The sequence below is a fragment of the Nocardia terpenica genome (assembly GCF_013186535.1).
GTDB lineage: Bacteria > Actinomycetota > Actinomycetes > Mycobacteriales > Mycobacteriaceae > Nocardia > Nocardia terpenica.
The window spans coordinates 523,012-538,746 of sequence record NZ_JABMCZ010000003.1 but is presented as its reverse complement, the minus strand read 5'-3'; the positions used below and the strand labels follow the sequence as shown (position 1 = coordinate 538,746).

The following is a 15,735-nucleotide window of genomic DNA, read 5'->3' as shown; positions in this document are numbered from 1 at the left end:
GATTTTGTTACGCTGAGCGCGCTGAACAGAGCAAAGGGGGATTGCATGGCCGGCCCGAACGACTCCGCCGCACCCTCCGCCGTGCGCGTCGATCCGGGGGCGCTGGTGTCCTTCGCGGGCACGCTGCGCTCCGAGGCGGGCGCGGTCGGCGGCCTGGACTCCGGTCTCGCCACCGCGACCGGCGCGCTGCCCGGCACCGCCTGGGACCAGACCTGCGGTCAGGCAAAGGATTCCGTCGACAAGGCGCTGCACCGCATCGGCGACCGCTTCACCGCCGTCGCGGACGGCATCGAAAAGTCGGGCAAGGCATTCGAACTCACCGACCAGCAGTTCGGTGACGCCCTGAGCCGGATCGGCCTGCACTCATGACCCTCACCATTCCCGATGTCGAGCAATGGAAACCGGACGAGCTGACCACCGCCGGCACCGCGGTCGGCAAGCTGTCCGGAAGCCTGGACCAGGCGGTCCTCGGCGCGGTGAACGGCACCCGCGACCTGGGCACCGCCCACACCTGGAGCGGCGCCGCCGCGCAGGCCGCCGACGCCCGCATGCACACCGAGCAGACCCGCGCCTCGGCGGTCAGCCAGGCGCTGCTGCACCTGCAGACCGCGCTGGGCCAGCAGGTGACCAATCTGAACAACACCAAGCAGAACCTGCTTCGGTTGCGCGACAACGCCGAACACCCGCCCGCCCCCAACGGCGCGCCCAGCGATCTGCCGGGTTTCGAGGTCGGCCCGAACGGCCACGTCGACGCCACCAAGCGCATGGCCTTCCTCCGGGAACACCGCGGCAATCTGTCCGATGCCCAGTTCTGGGGCCTGATCGGCGATATCCTGCTGGACGCCTCGCAGCGCGAGGTGGACATCACCAATGCCCTGAAACAGGCGGAAAGCGTTGCCGAACAGGCGATCACGGCGGTGAACCAGGCCAAGACCGAGATCGACAACGCCTACACCGGCCTCGGCGACCCCGTCACCGGCGCGGGCACGGCGCCCCCGGCTCCGCCCGCCGCGACCGTCCCCTCCGCCGCCGCCCCACCGGCCGCCGCCCCGCCACCCGCCTCCGGCATTCCGCTTGCGGGAGCCCCGATCTCGGTCGCCCCCGCTCCCGCCCTGAGCGGCATCGCCTCCGGCGGCGGCCATTCGGCCCACGGCGGTTCGTTCCACGCCGGTGGCGGGAGTTATCACGGCGGCGGCGGATACGCCACGACGTCCTACACCGGGTCCGGCTCGATCGACGATTCCATCCCCACCGCCATGCCCTCCGGCGATGTCGCGCAGTGGATCGCCCAGGCGAAGCAGGTCCTGATCCAGATGGGCTATCCGCCGGACGCGATCGACGAGAACGCGATAGCCCTGATCATCCAGCACGAATCGGGCGGCGATCCGCTCATCGTCAACACCACCGACAGCAATGCCGCCGCAGGGCACCCCTCGAAGGGACTGATGCAGACCATCGATGGCACCTTCAACGCCTACGCGGCCGACGGGCATCGCAGCATCTTCAACCCGGTCGACAATATCGTGGCGGCCAGCCGGTACGCGATCGCCAGATACGGCTCGCTGGACAATGTTCCGGGCGTGATCGCCGTCCGGCACGGCGGAAGTTACGTGGGGTACTGAGCAGGCCGCACAGCGGGACGGGGTAGCCGTCGAGCAAACTGGATGTTCGCTACGTGTGAGTAGATACGTCTGGGCGTAACAGTGTGACGTGCGCCCCGTAAAGTCATGTCACAACAGCACCGCACGAGAACGCGGCACACCGTGCAGCGCGAGGAGCACCAGTGTCACTCGATGAGCCACTCGCCCCGCTTCCCCAGGAGGGCTTGGGCTTCGCATCTGCGTGGCCCGTCCGGGGTGGGGATGTGGATCCGTACAGCCGGCTGCGGTTCGATGCCGTGGCGCGATACCTGCAGGACATCGCGGAGGAGGAGCTGCAGGCCGGGTTCTTCCATCGCACCGACCCGAGTTGGATCGTCCGCCGCACGGTCATCGACGTGATCCGGCCGATCCTGTGGCCGGACCGGGTCCAGCTGCGGCGCTGGTGTTCGGCGATGTCGACGCGGTGGACGAACATGCGGGTGCGGATCACGAGCGAGAAGGGCGGTCTCATCGAGACCGAGGGCTTCTGGATCAATATCGACGAGTCGACCAACCGGCCGACCCGGATCAGCGACGAGGGGCTCGCGCACTTGGCCCGCACCGCGACCGAACAGCGGCTGCGCTGGCGGCCGTGGCTGACCGACGCCATCCCGCCGGAGTCCGATACCGACCTGCCGTTCCCGGTGCGCGCCACCGACATCGACCAGTACAACCATGTCAACAACGCCGTCTACTGGCAGGCGGTGGAGCAGTTCCTGGTGGACTTCCCGAAGCTGGTGGCGGGCCCGCACCGCGCGGTCGTGGAGTACGTCGCGCCGGTGCTGGCCCGGCAACACATCAGCGTGCGCAGCCGCTACGAGCCGGGCGACCGCACCGGGCATCCCGGGTTGCGGCTGTGGTTCGTGGTGGGCGGCGCCATCACCACGACGGTCCGAATCGGTCCGTTACCCACGTGATTCCGGCCGAAAGCACGCCGGAATGACGGGACCGCACGGCGGAACGACGGGATCGCACGCCGGGCCGTCGGCCTCGAGGCCGGACCGTCAGCCGCGGGCGGCCTTCAGCAAATCCTCGACAGTAGTGAACTTGACCCGCGGCCGACCGCTGGAACGCCCGGCGGTGCGTTCGGCGGCGTCGATGGCCTTCCAGCCGTCGCGGTCGACCCGGTCGGGCTGGCGGCGGGTGAGCAGGTCCTTCAGTGCCTGGCGATCGCCCTGGGGCACAGCGAGTTTCCCGGCGGTGAAGTCGTCGAGCAGGCGCTCCACCGTTTCCTGCGCGTCGGCGCGGTTGGAGCCGATGACGCCGCGGGGGCCGCGCTTGATCCAGCCCGACACGTAGACGCCGGGCACCGGCGCGCCGTCGGCGAAGACCCGGCCGTGCTCGTTGGGGACGATGCCCGCGCGCTCGTCGAACGGCAGGTCCGGGACCGGCCGCCCGCGATAGCCGACCGACCGCAGCACCAGCGCGGCGGGCAGCGTCTCGGTGTCGCCGGTGGCGCGGGCCACCAGAACGCCGTTCTCCGAGACCAGTTCGTTGCGCGCGTACTCGACCCCCTCGACCCGGTCGCCGCCGGTGATCGCGGTCGGCGAGGCCAGGTAGCGGAAGACGATGCGCCGGTGGGCGGGATCGTGCGGCTTGGCCGCATACTCCTGCGCCAGCTGGTATTTCAGCCGCAGCGAGGGCTCGATCTCCGGATCGTCCAGCAGCGCCCGGCTTTCCGGATCCAGCTCCAGATCGGCGGGATCGATGACGACGTCCACACCCTTCAGATAGCCCAGGGCCAGGAACTCCGAGGAGGTGTAGGCCGCCTGTAGCGGACCGCGCCGCCCCAGCACCACGACCTCGCGAACGGCGCTCTGCCGCAGCGCGTCCAGGGCGTGATCGGCGATATCGGTCTTGGCCAGCTCGTCGTGATCGAGGGTCAGCACCCGCGCCACGTCCAGGGCCACATTGCCGTTGCCGACGATGACCACCCGCTCACCGGACAGGTCGAAGGTGCGGTCGGCGTAGTCGGGATGGCCGTTGTACCAGGCCACGAACTCGGTCGCGGAGTGGCTGCCGGGCAGGTCCTCGCCGGGCACGCCCAGCCGCCGATCGGTGGAGGCGCCGACCGCGTAGATCACCGCGTGGTGGTGCGCCAGCAGCTCCTCGTGCGAAATGTGCTTACCCACCTCGACATTCAGGTGGTACTGCAGGGTGTCGCGGCGGAACGCGCTGTCGAACATGCCCGAGACCCCCTTGGTCCCCGGATGGTCGGGCGCGACACCGGCGCGCACCAGCCCCCACGGCGTCGGCAGCCGGTCGAACATCTCCACCTCGACATCGGAGCGCCGCAGCAGCTCCTCGGCCGCGTAGCAGGCGGCCGGGCCCGCCCCCACGACGGCGACCCGCAGCGTGCCCAGCTCCTTCGGCGGCCGGGCGGGCGTCACCAGCGGTTCGAAATTCGACTCCAGCGGGTGCCGCTCGTAGTAGGCGGCATTGATGTCGCGGAATCGGGCCAGCGAGGCGGTCAGATCGTCCTCGGAGAAGATGGCCTCCACCGGGCAGGCATCCACGCACGCACCGCAGTCGATGCAGGTGTCGGGGTCGATGTAGAGCTGTTCGGTCGTCGCGAACTCGGGTTGCTCCGGGGTGGGACGAATGCAATCGACCGGGCACTCGGGTACGCAGCTGGCGTCGTTGCAACAACGCTGCGTGATCACATAGGCCATATCTCGCAGATCCTCGAAACATCATGGGCTGACACCGCCCCGGGGTTCGGAGCGAAGGTACCTTCAGTGTGCCTCGAGAGTGAGATGCGTCTCCCCCAGGGCCTACGGTGGTTGCCATGGTGCGCACCCTGATCCTGATGCGGCACGGCAAGTCCGCCTATCCACCCGGCGTGGCCGACCACGAGCGGCCGCTGGCCCCGCGCGGGCGCCGCGAGGCGGGCCTGGCCGGCGCCTGGCTGCGCGCCAATCAACCCCCGATCGACACGGTGCGCTGCTCGACCGCGGTCCGCACGCGGGAGACCTTGGCCGCGACCGGCCTCACCGCGCCGGTGGAGTACGAGGCGTCGATCTACGACGCGTCACCGCGCGCCCTGATCGAGCTGATCCAGCTCACCGACGACGACGTGGACACGCTGCTGCTGATCGGGCACGCGCCGGGCATGCCGTGGACGGCATGGGAACTCGCGGCCAACCGCGACTGCGAACCCGCGGTGGAACTGAGCCGCAAGTTCCCCACCTCGGCGCTGGCGATCCTGGAGTTCGATCGGCCGTGGGCCGCCGCCGATCCCGGAACCGGAGAGTTGGTGGGGTTCCACGTCCCCAGGTGAGGGACCACTCGGTCCCCACCCCGGACCGGTCCCGGGCCGAAGGACCGGGATCAGCGCACGAACCTGCCGCGGACCACGACGACCGCGCCGAGCGCGATCAGCACCAGCAGCGCCACGAACCAGTTGGTGAGCCACCAGACCACACCGAGGACGACGACCGCGGGCGCGAGCGCCACGGCCGCGATGAGCGGGCTTTCCTTGACCGTCTCCAGTGCGGAACGCGCCCGGATGCGATCGATCTCTTTAGCCATGGGTCCCAGAGTAGGCCGAATTCGGACATCGGGCCGCCGGAACTTGCTTGGAGCGCACTCCAGGTGGGTAGCGTCGGGGAGGGGACCGAGAGAGGGATGCCGAATGGGTGCGATCGCGCAGGATGTGACGGATATCGAGTACAACCGGCCGCGGTATTCGATCGGCGAGGTGGCCGATCGGTCGGGGCTCAGCCGGGACACCCTGCGCTGGTACGAGCGCATCGGGCTGATGAACTACGTGGGCCGCGACCACGCGGGCAAGCGCCGCTTCAGCGATCGCGACCTGAACTGGCTGGACCTGATCGGGAAGCTGCGGACCACCGGCATGACGGTCGCGGACATGCTCCACTACGCGGAACTGGTGCGCCAGGGCGAGTCCACGGTCCGCGAGCGACTCGGCATGTTCCGCAACACCCGCGCCGACGTCCTGGCCCGCATCGACGAACTACAGCAGACCCTGGCCGCCCTGGACCACAAGATCGCGATCTACGAAACGAGAGCGGCCGCGATGGACCGGCTCTCGTGCGACGCGGCCGTCTGATCACCGCTTCGCGAACGCCTCGCGCCGAATCAGTTGCAGCACGGTCGGATTCGCGACCGTAGTCATCACCCCGACCGTCCGGTGCACGAACCGGTCGTCGTCGAGCAGCCGCAGCAGGCTCGCGGCGAGATCGGCCCGCGCCGTGAACCGCCCCTCGGCCCGCCCCTCGACGAGGGTGTAATCGGTGGCCTCCGGCAGGTCGTACAGCCCGCCCGGGCGCACGATCGTCCAGTCCACCTCGCTCGCGACGATCGCCCGCTCCATCCGCCGCATGTCGTCGTAGGTGGTGCGGCCGAGCACCTTGACCACATACGGCCGCAGCACCCGGTTGAACAGGAATCCGGCGTCCGGGTACGGACGCGGATCCAGCGCGCTGGAGCTGACCGCGACCAGCCGCCGCACCCCGTGTCGCCGCATCGCCGCGACGATCACCGCCACCCCGTCCGAATACGTGGCGATCGGCTCCTTCCCGTAGGGCACCCCGAGCACGAGTCCGCGAGTGAACTCGCCAACTGACGCCCGGCCCGCCGTTCGCCTCCGGCACACTCCGTTCGTGATTCCGGCATGCTTTTGGCCGGAATCAGCCCAGTTGGATCGATCGTTTGGCCAGTCCGTGCCAGAAGCCGTCGATTGCCGTGCGGGGCTCGGTCAGGTCGGCCTCGCCTGCGCCGAGGGTGACGAACAGGGGGGCGAAATGTTCGATGCGGGGATGGGCGTGGGCGGCGGCGGGGGCGGTGTGGCGGAAGTTCAGCAGCGCGTCGACATCGCCTGCGGCCAGGGTCTCTCGGCCCCAGTCGTCGAACTCTCGCGACCAGGTGGGGGCCTCGGCGTCGGCCGCGCCGGGGATCATCTCGCGCAGATTGTGGGTGAAGAAGCCGCTGCCGATGATCAGTACGCCCTCGTCGCGCAGGGGCGCGAGCCCGCGGCCGAGCTCGTAGAGGGCGGCCGGGTCCAGCGTCGGCATGGACAGCTGGAGGACCGGGACGTCGGCCCGCGGATACATCTCCACCAGCGGCACGTACGCGCCGTGATCGAGGCCGCGGTCGGGGGCGTCGTGGACCGAATTCCCCAGCAGCGCACGCACCTTCGCGGCGAGGTCGGGCGCGCCCGGGGCGGGGTAGCGCACCCGGTAGTAGCGCTCCGGGAAGCCCCCGAAGTCGTAGACCAGCGGCACCGTCTCGGTGGCGCCCAGGGGGACCGGCGCGTCCTCCCAGTGCGCGGACACCACGAGAATCGCGGTGGGCGTGGGCAATTCGGCCGACCACGCGGCGAGTTGCCGGGGCCAGTGCGGATCGTCGGCCAGCGGCGGCGCGCCATGGCTCAGGTACACCGCGGGCATGCGGCGAATATCGCTGTCGGACATGGTGTTTCCTTCGTAGCGGCGCTCAGCCGATCAGGCGGATGGTGTGGCCGGTGCGCTCGACCTTGGCGCGCAGGTAGCGCATATTGGTCGCGGTGGCGTGCACACCCGTCGGGACCGTGGTGCGCACGGCGATCCCCAATTCGCGCAGTTGCCGCGGCTTGTCCGGGTTGTTGGTCAACAGATCCACGGCGGCGATGCCGAGGGCGGACAGCATCTGGGCCGCCGCGGTGTAGTCGCGGCCGTCCTCGGGCAGCCCCAGGGCGGCATTGGCCTGGTAGGTGTCCAGGCCCCCGTCCTGCAGCGCGTAGGCGTCCAGCTTGTTGTACAGGCCGATATCGCGCCCCTCCTGCCGCAGGTACAGCAGCACCCCGCCGGCCTCGGCGATGCGCTGCGCGGACTCGCGCAGCTGCGGGCCGCAATCGCAACGCGCGGAACCGAATACGTCGCCGGTCAGGCACTCCGAGTGCAGCCGCACCAGCGGGGTGCCCTGCGGCCGGAATTCGCCGAGAATCAGGGCGAGATGTTCCCTGCCGTCGCCGAGCCCGTCGAAGGTGACCGCCTCCGCGGCGGTCGAATAGCCGTCGCCGAAGGTGAGCGGGATGCGCACGCGGGTGCGCACGGTGGCGCCGACGCCGGGAGTGGAGTTCATGTCTGCTCCGAGGTCCGAAGGGACGTATCGTTCAAATTTGAACGGAGAGCGTCGAGAAGTTATTCCGACTGGAACCCTAGGCGGTAACCTCTGATCATGGGTGGTCCGCGTTGGCTGAACGAGCAGGAGCGGCGCGCATGGCTCGCCTTCCTGACCGCCGCCGGTCTGCTGCACCGGCGCCTGGATCAGCAGCTCGAGCGCGATTCCGGGCTCTCCCACCTGCAATACGAGATCCTGGTCCGGCTGGCCGACGCCCCCGATCACGAATTACGCATGAGCGAACTGGCCCACGCCCTGCTCAATTCCAAGAGCAAGCTCACCTATCAGATCGACCGGCTGGAACAGACGGGCCTGGTCCGGCGCCGGTCGTGCCCGACCGACATGCGCGCGGTCTACGCCGTGCTCACCGACGCCGGGCGGCGCAAGCTCGAACAGGCCGCGCCGGGCCACGTGGCCGCGGTGCGGGAGCTGTTCGTCGACGTGCTGACCCCCGGCCAGCTCACCGCCCTCGCCGACGGCCTGGGCGAGGTGGGCCGCCGGTTGACCCCGGAGCCCTGAACAGATCCTCGACCGTGAGTATGCTCTTGCGCGATCGCGACGCAGGCATCCGGTCCGTGCGCGGAGGGAGAACTGAACAAATGACCGATCAAGCGGTGACGACCAGTGTCGTCCGCAACGACACGCAACATCGCTACGAGGTGTGGTACGGCGACACGCTGGCCGGATTCGCCGAATACCGGGAGCACGACAACGACACGACATTCATCCACACCGAGATCGACGGCAGGTTCGGCGGCAAGGGCCTGGGCGGCGCCCTGGCGCGCGACGCGATCGAGGACGTGATCGCGCGCGAACGTGCCGTGGTGGCCCGCTGCTCGTTCATCAAGTCCTGGCTGGACAAGCATCCCGAATACGATGAGCACGTGGTGGGCAAGGGCATTCGGCGCTGAGCCCCGAGGCGCGCCCCCGGGCTCAGCCTCGGTCGGACAGCGTTGCGCGCGAGCCGGTTTCGGAGCCCATCGACTGAGTTCCGATGACGCGCAACAGGTCCAGCTTCTCCTGCGCGTCGGTGCCCGGGCGCGGGTAGTAGACCAGTAGGTTCTGCGTGGCGTTCGGGGTGACCAGGGTTTCGCACACCAGGTCCAGCATCCCGACCTGCGGGTGGATCATGCGTTTGGCGTCGGCGACCCGCACCGCCACCTCGTGCTCGGTCCACAATCGCTCGAAGTCGGGGCTGACGGCCCGCAGCCGGGTCACCAGCTCGGTGACGTCCGGGTCGCCGGCGCGGCGGGCGGCGGTGGCGCGCAGATCGGCGACGTGCTTGCGCGCCAGCCGATCCCAGTCCTCCTCGGGAAATCCGCCGCGCTCGGTCGGTTCGGCGAACCAGCGCCACAGCAGGTAGCGGCCCAGCCCGGTGCGCCCGGTGCGCTCGCCCACCAGGACGATGTGCATCCGGTTCTGCACCAGGACCTCGCCCAGATCGGAGACCACGCAGGCGGGCGTGTCCTCGAGCTTGCCGAGCAGATACAGCAGGCCGGGCCCGACGTGCCGGTCGCCGCCGGTGCGCAGCGGCGCGGGATGCCCGCACAGGTGGAACACGTGGTCGCGCTCGTCGTCGGTGAGGCGCAGCGCGCGGGCCAGCGCGCCGAGCACCTGCACCGAGGGCCGCGGGCCGCGCGACTGCTCGAGCCGGGTGTAGTAGTCGGTCGACATGCCCGCGAGCAGGGCCACCTCGTCGCGCCGCAGGCCGGGGGTGCGGCGGCGCAGGCCCGGCAGCACACCCACATCGGCGGGCTGCAACTGCTCCCGGCGGCGGCGCAGGAAATCGGCAAGCTCGTCGCGATCCATGACCTCGAGTGTCCTCCCTTCCCGGGCCAGCAGCCAGGGATCGCCGGTCCCCCGATCGCGCCCGCTTCTCAATTGCGCCGCCGCGCAAGCCTTCTGATCTCGCGCCGAGAACGGTACGTTGGCCGGGATCGAAAGCGAGAGAAGTTCGGATGAGGATCACCAGAAGCATTGCGGCGGCGCTACTCTGCCTGACCACGACCGCCGTCGCCACCGGCGTGGCCGCGGCCGACCCGGCCCCCGCCGAGCCCCGGCCCGCCCTCGAGGTGGCGGGGTCGGACCACGGCGTGGGCTACCGGGTGGCGCTGTCGCAGGATCGGCACGCGGCGGTGAGCACCCTGCGGGCCGGGCGCTTCCTGGCCACCTGGGACGCGGAAACGGTTGCGGTAACCGATGATTCGGGGCGACTGGTGGCGAGCCTGCCGCTGCGCTACGACATCGCGGGCAAGCGGGTCGACCTCGAACCGGTCATCGACCAGGCCGGGCGGCGGCTCACCCTGACCCCGGCCGCGCAGGAGCCGGCCCCGCTGCGCGACGTCGAGGCACAGCAGCGCCTGTTCGACGTCGTGCAGCAGAACCTGCCCGCGGTCGCCACCGGCGCGGCCCTCGGAGCCGCCGTCGGCTTCGTCGTCGGCTTCCCCGCCGGGCTTTTCATCCTCGACTTCATCACCGTCCCGATCACCACGGTCCTCGGCGGCCTCATCGGCGGCGCGGCCGGGCTGTACGCCAGCGGGGGCCAGCCCGCCCTGGACGTGGCCCTGGATGCCGCTAGCGCCGTAGTGCCCGGTCTGGACGCGCTGCCGCGCTGAAACGAACGGCCGCCACCACGGCGACGACGGACAGGACCGTGCTGGTCCAGACGGCCGCGGTGGCGGTTCCGGTGTGCCCGATGGCAATTCCGGCGATGGCCGGGCCCAGGGCCGCGCCGATATTGAGCGCCGTCGTCGCCAGCGCGCCACCCAACCGGGGTGCGGCGGGAGTGGCGGCCCGGACGATGAGGCCGATCACCGTGGAACCGACCCCGAATGCGGTGGCTCCGGCGATCGGCGTCAGCACCAGCAGGGCCGCAAGCACCGCGGCGACCGACGATGTCGCGCCCCAGATGATGACGAGCACCACCGTGCCGATCGAGACGATGCGGCGGGCCTGACGGTCGGCGTATCGGCCCGCCGCGGTCACACCGACGAACGATCCGATGCCGAACAGCGCCAGTGCGATCGGAATCCACCGCGGCGCACCCCCGCTCACCTCGGTGATCAGGACGCCGAGGTAGGTGAACGCGGCGAAGGTGGCGGCATTGACCAGCGCCCCGATCAGCAGCGGAACGCGGACGAGCGGGTCGAGCACGACCCGCCACTCCCGCCGGATCGCGGCGCTGTCCGGTTGTGCGACATCGTCTTTCGCCCCCGGCCGCAGCGATCCCGGGACCAGCCACACCGTGGCGAGCAGCGCGGGCAGCGCGACGAGCGCGACACCCCACAGTGCCGACTGCCAACCCCAGCGCTGCCCGAGCATCGCCCCGGCGGGGACGCCCACCACGCAGGCCAGCGTCACGCCGGACAGCACCGTCGAGGTGGCCCGGCCGATCCGATCCGGCCCGGCCAGCGCGGGCAGCACCGCCAGGGTCACCGCCAGAAATCCGGCGTTCGCCACGGCGGCCACCGCCCGGGTCACCAGCAGCACACCGAATATCGTTGTGGTCGCGCCGATTACGTGCGCGAGCAGGAATATCAGCAGGAATCCGGCCAGCGACCGGCGCGCGGGCCACCGCCCCGCCGACATCGCCATCCCCGGCGCGCCGACGATCATCCCGACCGCGAACAGCGAGGTCAGCAGCCCCGCCGTCCCGATGGACACCCCGGTGCCGACGGCGATCGGCCCCAACAGTCCCGAAAACATGAACTCCGACGTCCCCTGCGCGAACACCGCGGCAGCCAGGACGAATACCACCAAGGGCATGGTTCTCCAAAGGCTTTGTGCACGAAGCGATCACACGAGCTGCGATCGCAGGACGGCCCGAACGGGCACGAGCGGCACGGAGAACCGAGCGTTGACGCCGAAAGGCTCACGCCGCCTGGTTACACCGCACCAGACGGCCGAAGTCTGGAAGCCTCGGGGGAGAACATGATCGACACCATAACATCGGCCCCCGCTCCGGATCGGAGCGGGGGCCGAATGTCGTTGCCTACCTACCGATTACCGGTAGTCGCTGAAGCCGTAGTCGTCCAGCGGCACCGCGGCACCCGTGGTCTGGCCGAAGCCGTCCGGGGTGTAGTAGGTGTCGTCGTAGGACGGCACGGCGTAGGCGGCCGCGCGGGCCTCCTCGGTCGGCTGCACCTGGATGTTGCGGTAGCGATTGATACCGGTACCGGCCGGGATCAGCTTGCCGATGATCACGTTCTCCTTCAGGCCGATCAGCTTGTCGGAGCGGCAGTTGATCGCGGCGTCGGTGAGCACGCGGGTGGTCTCCTGGAAGGAGGCCGCCGACAGCCACGAATCCGTCGCGAGCGACGCCTTGGTGATACCCATCAGCACCGGGCGACCCGAGGCGGGCTCGCCGCCCTCGGCCACCACGCGACGGTTCGAGGCCTCGAACTCGGCGCGCTCGACCAGCGAACCGGGCAGGAACTCAGTCGCGCCCGAGTCGATGATCGTGACGCGGCGCAGCATCTGCCGGACGATGACCTCGATGTGCTTGTCGTGGATGGACACACCCTGCGACCGGTACACCTCCTGGACCTCGTGGACCAGGTGGACCTGCACCTGACGCGGGCCCATCACGCGCAGCACCTCGTGCGGATCCGCCGAGCCCTCCAGCAGCTGCTGGCCGACCTCGACGTGGTCGCCGTCGGAGAGCAGACGCTCGGTGCCGTCGTCGTGCTTGTACACCCGCAGCCGCTGACGCTTCGACAGCTTGTCGTAGAGCACCTCGTCCGAACCGTCGTCCGGAATGATGGTGATCTTGTAGAAGCGGTCGTCGTCTTCCAGCCGCACCCGGCCGGAGACCTCCGCGATCGGCGCCTTGCCCTTGGGCACGCGCGCCTCGAACAGCTCCTGCACGCGGGGCAGACCACCCGTGATGTCGTCACCGGCGACACCACCCTGGTGGAAGGTACGCATGGTCAGCTGGGTACCGGGCTCACCGATGGACTGGGCGGCGACGATACCGACGGCCTCGCCGATGTCGACCAGCTTGCCGGTCGCCATCGAACGGCCGTAGCAGACCGCGCAGACACCGGTACCGGTGGTGCAGGTCAGCACCGAACGCACCTTGACGTCGGTGATACCGGCCTCCAGCAGCGCGTCGATGGCCGGGTCGCCGAGGTCGTGACCCTTCTCCACGATGACGTTGCCCTTGGCGTCGACCGCGTCGGTGGCCAGCGTGCGGGCGTAGGTGCTGGTCTCCACGTGCGCGTCCCGGATGAGCGTGCCGTCGGCCTGCTTCTCCGCGATCGCGACCATGATGCCGCGCTCGGTGCCACAGTCGGTCTCGCGCACGATGACGTCCTGCGACACGTCCACCAGACGACGGGTCAGGTAACCCGAGTCGGCGGTGCGAAGCGCGGTGTCGGCCAGACCCTTTCGCGCACCGTGGGTGTTGATGAAGTACTCCAGAACCGTCAGGCCCTCGCGGAAGGAGGACTTGATCGGCCGCGGGATGAACTCACCCTTCGGGTTGGTCACCAGACCCTTCATGCCCGCGAGAGTACGGGTCTGGGTGAAGTTACCCGTGGCGCCCGAATCGACGATCGTGATGATCGGGTTGTCGGCCGGGTAGTGCGCGCGCAGCGCCTTACCGACCTCTTCGGTGGCCTCCTGCCAGATCTTGACCAGGGCGTTGTTGCGCTCCTGGTGATCGAGCGCACCACGCTGGTACTTCTTCTCGATCTGATCCGACTGCGCCTCGTAGCGCTCCATGATCTCGGTCTTCTCCGGCGGAACCAGAACGTCCGACATGGAGACGGTGACACCGGACCGGGTGGCCCAGTAGAAACCGGCGTCCTTGAGCTTGTCGACGGTCTGCGCGACCACGATCATCGGGTAGCGCTCGGCGAGATCGTTGATGATCGCCGCCTGCCGCTTCTTCGGCATCTGCTCGTCGATGAACGCGTAGTCCGCCGGGAGCAGATCGTTGAACAGCACCCGGCCCAGCGTGGTCTTGGTGGTCCACGCGTCGCCACGGGTCCAGCCGTCGGGGAACAGCTCGGCCTCGACGTCGCGGGGCGGGCGCTGATCGGTCAGGCGCACCTTGATCAGCGAACGCACGGTCAGCTCACCGCGATCCACGGCCATCTGGGCCTCGGCGGGCGAGGAGTACACGCCGTACTCCGGCTCGTCCTTGGTGGCGGCCCGGTACTCGCCCTTCGCGCCCTCTTCCAGGCGGGTCAGGTAGTACAGGCCGGTCACCATGTCCAGACGGGGCATGGCCAGCGGGCGGCCGGACGCCGGGGACAGGATGTTGTTCGAGGACAGCATCAGGATGCGGGCCTCGGCCTGCGCCTCCGCCGACAGCGGCAGGTGCACGGCCATCTGGTCACCGTCGAAGTCGGCGTTGAACGCCTCACAGACCAGCGGGTGCAGCTGAATGGCCTTGCCTTCCACCAGAAGTGGTTCGAAGGCCTGGATACCCAGCCGGTGCAGGGTGGGCGCGCGGTTCAGCAGCACGGGGTGCTCGGCGATGACCTCTTCGAGGACGTCCCACACCTGCGGCCGCTGCCGCTCCACCATCCGCTTGGCGGACTTGATGTTCTGCGCGTGGTTCAGGTCGACCAGCCGCTTCATGACGAACGGCTTGAACAGCTCCAGCGCCATCAGCTTCGGCAGACCGCACTGGTGCAGCTTCAGCTGCGGGCCGACGACGATGACCGAACGGCCCGAGTAGTCGACGCGCTTGCCGAGCAGGTTCTGACGGAAACGACCCTGCTTGCCCTTGAGCAGATCCGACAGCGACTTCAGCGGGCGGTTGCCCGGTCCGGTGACCGGGCGGCCGCGGCGGCCGTTGTCGAACAGGGCGTCGACCGACTCCTGCAGCATCCGCTTCTCGTTGTTGACGATGATCTCGGGCGCGCCCAGATCGATCAGTCGCTTGAGGCGGTTGTTGCGGTTGATGACGCGGCGGTACAGGTCGTTGAGGTCGGAGGTCGCGAAGCGGCCACCGTCGAGCTGCACCATCGGGCGCAGCTCCGGCGGGATCACCGGAACGGCGTCGAGCACCATGCCCATCGGCGAGTTGCCGTTGGCCTGGAACGCGGCGACGACCTTCAGGCGCTTGAGCGCACGCAGCTTCTTCTGGCCCTTGCCGGTCCGGATGACCTCGCGAAGGTTCTCCGCCTCGGCCTCGATATCGAAGCTCTCCATCAGCTTCTGGATCGCCTCGGCGCCCATCGCGCCGGTGAAGTACTCGCCGAAGCGGTCCTGCAGCTCGCGGTAGAGGACCTCGTCCACGATCAGCTGCTTGGTGGACAACTTGGTGAAGGTGGTCCAGATCTCGTCGAGCCGGTCCAGCTCACGCTGGGCGCGGTCGCGCAGCTGACGCATCTCGCGCTCGCCGCCATCCTTGACCTTACGGCGGACGTCGGACTTGGCACCCTCGGCCTCCAGCTCGGCCATGTCGGCCTCGAGCTTCTGCGCGCGGGCCTCGAGATCGGCGTCGCGCTGATCGGCGACGGCCTTCTTCTCGACCTCCATCTCCGCCTCGAGCGTGGACAGCTCGTTGTGGCGCAGCTCTTCGTCGACGGCCACGATGACGTAGGCGGCGAAGTAGATGATCTTCTCGAGATCCTTCGGCGCCAGGTCCAGCAGGTAGCCCAGGCGCGAGGGCACGCCCTTGAAGTACCAGATGTGGGTGACCGGAGCGGCCAGCTCGATGTGGCCCATCCGCTCGCGGCGCACCTTGGCGCGGGTCACCTCGACGCCACAGCGCTCACAGATGATGCCCTTGAAGCGGACGCGCTTGTACTTGCCGCAGTAGCACTCCCAGTCCCGGGTGGGACCGAAGATCTTCTCGCAGAACAAGCCGTCCTTCTCCGGCTTGAGCGTGCGGTAGTTGATGGTCTCCGGCTTCTTCACCTCGCCGAAGGACCACTGGCGGATGTCTTCGGCGGTGGCCAAGCCGATCCGGAGTTCATCGAAGAAGTTGACGTCTAGCACGTAACTTCCTTTCCCC

Annotated in this window: 16 protein-coding genes; 8 read left to right on the top strand and 8 right to left on the bottom strand. The window is 69.2% G+C overall.

Features of this window, described 5'->3' with window-relative positions; genetic code table 11:
- The first annotated feature begins 45 nt into the window (after positions 1-45).
- The 3 genes from HPY32_RS24155 (at position 46) to HPY32_RS24145 (ending at position 2,557) form a co-directional block, all read left to right on the top strand.
- Positions 46-369: a hypothetical protein gene (locus HPY32_RS24155; RefSeq protein WP_067594086.1), complete on the top strand. Its 324-nt coding sequence runs from the start codon at positions 46-48 to the stop codon at positions 367-369.
- The gene (locus tag HPY32_RS24150) at positions 366-1,622 is read left to right on the top strand and encodes a transglycosylase SLT domain-containing protein (protein WP_171983037.1); all 1,257 of its coding nucleotides are present in this window, start codon (positions 366-368) and stop codon (positions 1,620-1,622) included. The genes HPY32_RS24155 and HPY32_RS24150 overlap by 4 nt, the downstream gene beginning before the upstream one ends.
- Before the next feature lie 161 nt (positions 1,623-1,783).
- Positions 1,784-2,557: an acyl-[acyl-carrier-protein] thioesterase gene (locus HPY32_RS24145; RefSeq protein WP_067594095.1), complete on the top strand. Its 774-nt coding sequence runs from the start codon at positions 1,784-1,786 to the stop codon at positions 2,555-2,557.
- Positions 2,558-2,644: 87 nt separating this feature from the next.
- On the opposite strand, the gene HPY32_RS24140 is transcribed toward HPY32_RS24145, so the two are convergent.
- Positions 2,645-4,312: an FAD-dependent oxidoreductase gene (locus tag HPY32_RS24140; protein WP_067594098.1), complete on the bottom strand. Its 1,668-nt coding sequence runs from the start codon at positions 4,310-4,312 to the stop codon at positions 2,645-2,647.
- Between the two features lie 116 nt (positions 4,313-4,428).
- On the opposite strand from HPY32_RS24140, the gene HPY32_RS24135 reads away from it, so the two are divergent.
- The gene (locus tag HPY32_RS24135; RefSeq protein WP_067594101.1) at positions 4,429-4,920 is read left to right on the top strand and encodes a SixA phosphatase family protein; all 492 of its coding nucleotides are present in this window, start codon (positions 4,429-4,431) and stop codon (positions 4,918-4,920) included.
- Between the two features lie 50 nt (positions 4,921-4,970).
- Here HPY32_RS24135 and HPY32_RS24130 read toward each other — a convergent pair whose 3' ends face one another.
- Entirely contained in the window at positions 4,971-5,171 is a 201-nt protein-coding gene (locus HPY32_RS24130) for a hypothetical protein (protein WP_067594104.1), read from the bottom strand.
- Between the two features lie 103 nt (positions 5,172-5,274).
- On the opposite strand from HPY32_RS24130, the gene HPY32_RS24125 reads away from it, so the two are divergent.
- Positions 5,275-5,712 carry a MerR family transcriptional regulator gene (locus tag HPY32_RS24125; RefSeq protein ID WP_067594107.1) on the top strand — a complete coding sequence of 146 codons (438 nt, stop codon included), beginning with the start codon at positions 5,275-5,277 and terminating at the stop codon, positions 5,710-5,712.
- Here the strand turns inward: HPY32_RS24125 and HPY32_RS24120 are convergent, their stop codons facing one another.
- From HPY32_RS24120 to HPY32_RS24110, 3 genes are all read right to left on the bottom strand, one after another.
- Positions 5,713-6,192 carry an NAD(P)-dependent oxidoreductase gene (locus HPY32_RS24120; protein ID WP_231951881.1) on the bottom strand — a complete coding sequence of 160 codons (480 nt, stop codon included), beginning with the start codon at positions 6,190-6,192 and terminating at the stop codon, positions 5,713-5,715.
- Positions 6,193-6,292: 100 nt separating this feature from the next.
- On the bottom strand, positions 6,293-7,051 hold the full coding sequence (locus tag HPY32_RS24115) for a dioxygenase family protein (protein ID WP_197696658.1): 759 nt from the start codon (positions 7,049-7,051) through the stop codon (positions 6,293-6,295).
- A gap of 46 nt (positions 7,052-7,097) precedes the next feature.
- On the bottom strand, positions 7,098-7,724 hold the full coding sequence (locus HPY32_RS24110) for a GTP cyclohydrolase II (RefSeq protein WP_067594114.1): 627 nt from the start codon (positions 7,722-7,724) through the stop codon (positions 7,098-7,100).
- A 96-nt stretch (positions 7,725-7,820) separates the two neighbouring features.
- On the opposite strand from HPY32_RS24110, the gene HPY32_RS24105 reads away from it, so the two are divergent.
- Positions 7,821-8,282 (top strand): MarR family winged helix-turn-helix transcriptional regulator, encoded by a 462-nt coding sequence (locus HPY32_RS24105; protein ID WP_067594117.1) that lies wholly within the window; start codon positions 7,821-7,823, stop codon positions 8,280-8,282.
- 80 nt (positions 8,283-8,362) lie between these two features.
- Positions 8,363-8,674 (top strand): GNAT family N-acetyltransferase, encoded by a 312-nt coding sequence (locus tag HPY32_RS24100; RefSeq protein WP_067594120.1) that lies wholly within the window; start codon positions 8,363-8,365, stop codon positions 8,672-8,674.
- Positions 8,675-8,696: 22 nt separating this feature from the next.
- Here the strand turns inward: HPY32_RS24100 and HPY32_RS24095 are convergent, their stop codons facing one another.
- Positions 8,697-9,572 (bottom strand): helix-turn-helix transcriptional regulator, encoded by an 876-nt coding sequence (locus tag HPY32_RS24095; RefSeq protein ID WP_067594123.1) that lies wholly within the window; start codon positions 9,570-9,572, stop codon positions 8,697-8,699.
- A gap of 149 nt (positions 9,573-9,721) precedes the next feature.
- On the opposite strand from HPY32_RS24095, the gene HPY32_RS24090 reads away from it, so the two are divergent.
- A complete protein-coding gene (locus HPY32_RS24090) occupies positions 9,722-10,378 on the top strand; it encodes a DUF8020 domain-containing protein (RefSeq protein WP_067594126.1) in 657 nt (218 codons plus the stop codon).
- On the opposite strand, the gene HPY32_RS24085 is transcribed toward HPY32_RS24090, so the two are convergent.
- Positions 10,338-11,528: a Cmx/CmrA family chloramphenicol efflux MFS transporter gene (locus HPY32_RS24085; protein WP_067594129.1), complete on the bottom strand. Its 1,191-nt coding sequence runs from the start codon at positions 11,526-11,528 to the stop codon at positions 10,338-10,340. The two genes, HPY32_RS24090 and HPY32_RS24085, sit on opposite strands and share 41 nt — an antisense overlap.
- A 237-nt stretch (positions 11,529-11,765) precedes the next feature.
- Positions 11,766-15,719, bottom strand: coding sequence for a DNA-directed RNA polymerase subunit beta' (locus HPY32_RS24080; RefSeq protein ID WP_067594132.1), 3,954 nt, complete (start codon positions 15,717-15,719; stop codon positions 11,766-11,768).
- Between the last annotated feature and the right edge of the window lie 16 nt (positions 15,720-15,735).

What these genes read in the sequence shown, in the direction of transcription:
- HPY32_RS24090 (WP_067594126.1), top strand. Translation starts at nt 9,722, where the DNA reads ATGAGGATCACCAGAAGCATTGCGGCGGCGCTACTCTGCCTGACCACG.
- HPY32_RS24095 (WP_067594123.1), bottom strand. Translation starts at nt 9,572, where the DNA reads ATGGATCGCGACGAGCTTGCCGATTTCCTGCGCCGCCGCCGGGAGCAG.
- HPY32_RS24125 (WP_067594107.1), top strand. Translation starts at nt 5,275, where the DNA reads ATGGGTGCGATCGCGCAGGATGTGACGGATATCGAGTACAACCGGCCG.
- HPY32_RS24105 (WP_067594117.1), top strand. Translation starts at nt 7,821, where the DNA reads ATGGGTGGTCCGCGTTGGCTGAACGAGCAGGAGCGGCGCGCATGGCTC.
- HPY32_RS24155 (WP_067594086.1), top strand. Translation starts at nt 46, where the DNA reads ATGGCCGGCCCGAACGACTCCGCCGCACCCTCCGCCGTGCGCGTCGAT.
- HPY32_RS24100 (WP_067594120.1), top strand. Translation starts at nt 8,363, where the DNA reads ATGACCGATCAAGCGGTGACGACCAGTGTCGTCCGCAACGACACGCAA.
- HPY32_RS24130 (WP_067594104.1), bottom strand. Translation starts at nt 5,171, where the DNA reads ATGGCTAAAGAGATCGATCGCATCCGGGCGCGTTCCGCACTGGAGACG.
- HPY32_RS24135 (WP_067594101.1), top strand. Translation starts at nt 4,429, where the DNA reads ATGGTGCGCACCCTGATCCTGATGCGGCACGGCAAGTCCGCCTATCCA.
- HPY32_RS24140 (WP_067594098.1), bottom strand. Translation starts at nt 4,312, where the DNA reads ATGGCCTATGTGATCACGCAGCGTTGTTGCAACGACGCCAGCTGCGTA.
- HPY32_RS24115 (WP_197696658.1), bottom strand. Translation starts at nt 7,051, where the DNA reads ATGCCCGCGGTGTACCTGAGCCATGGCGCGCCGCCGCTGGCCGACGAT.
- HPY32_RS24085 (WP_067594129.1), bottom strand. Translation starts at nt 11,528, where the DNA reads ATGCCCTTGGTGGTATTCGTCCTGGCTGCCGCGGTGTTCGCGCAGGGG.
- HPY32_RS24150 (WP_171983037.1), top strand. Translation starts at nt 366, where the DNA reads ATGACCCTCACCATTCCCGATGTCGAGCAATGGAAACCGGACGAGCTG.
- HPY32_RS24110 (WP_067594114.1), bottom strand. Translation starts at nt 7,724, where the DNA reads ATGAACTCCACTCCCGGCGTCGGCGCCACCGTGCGCACCCGCGTGCGC.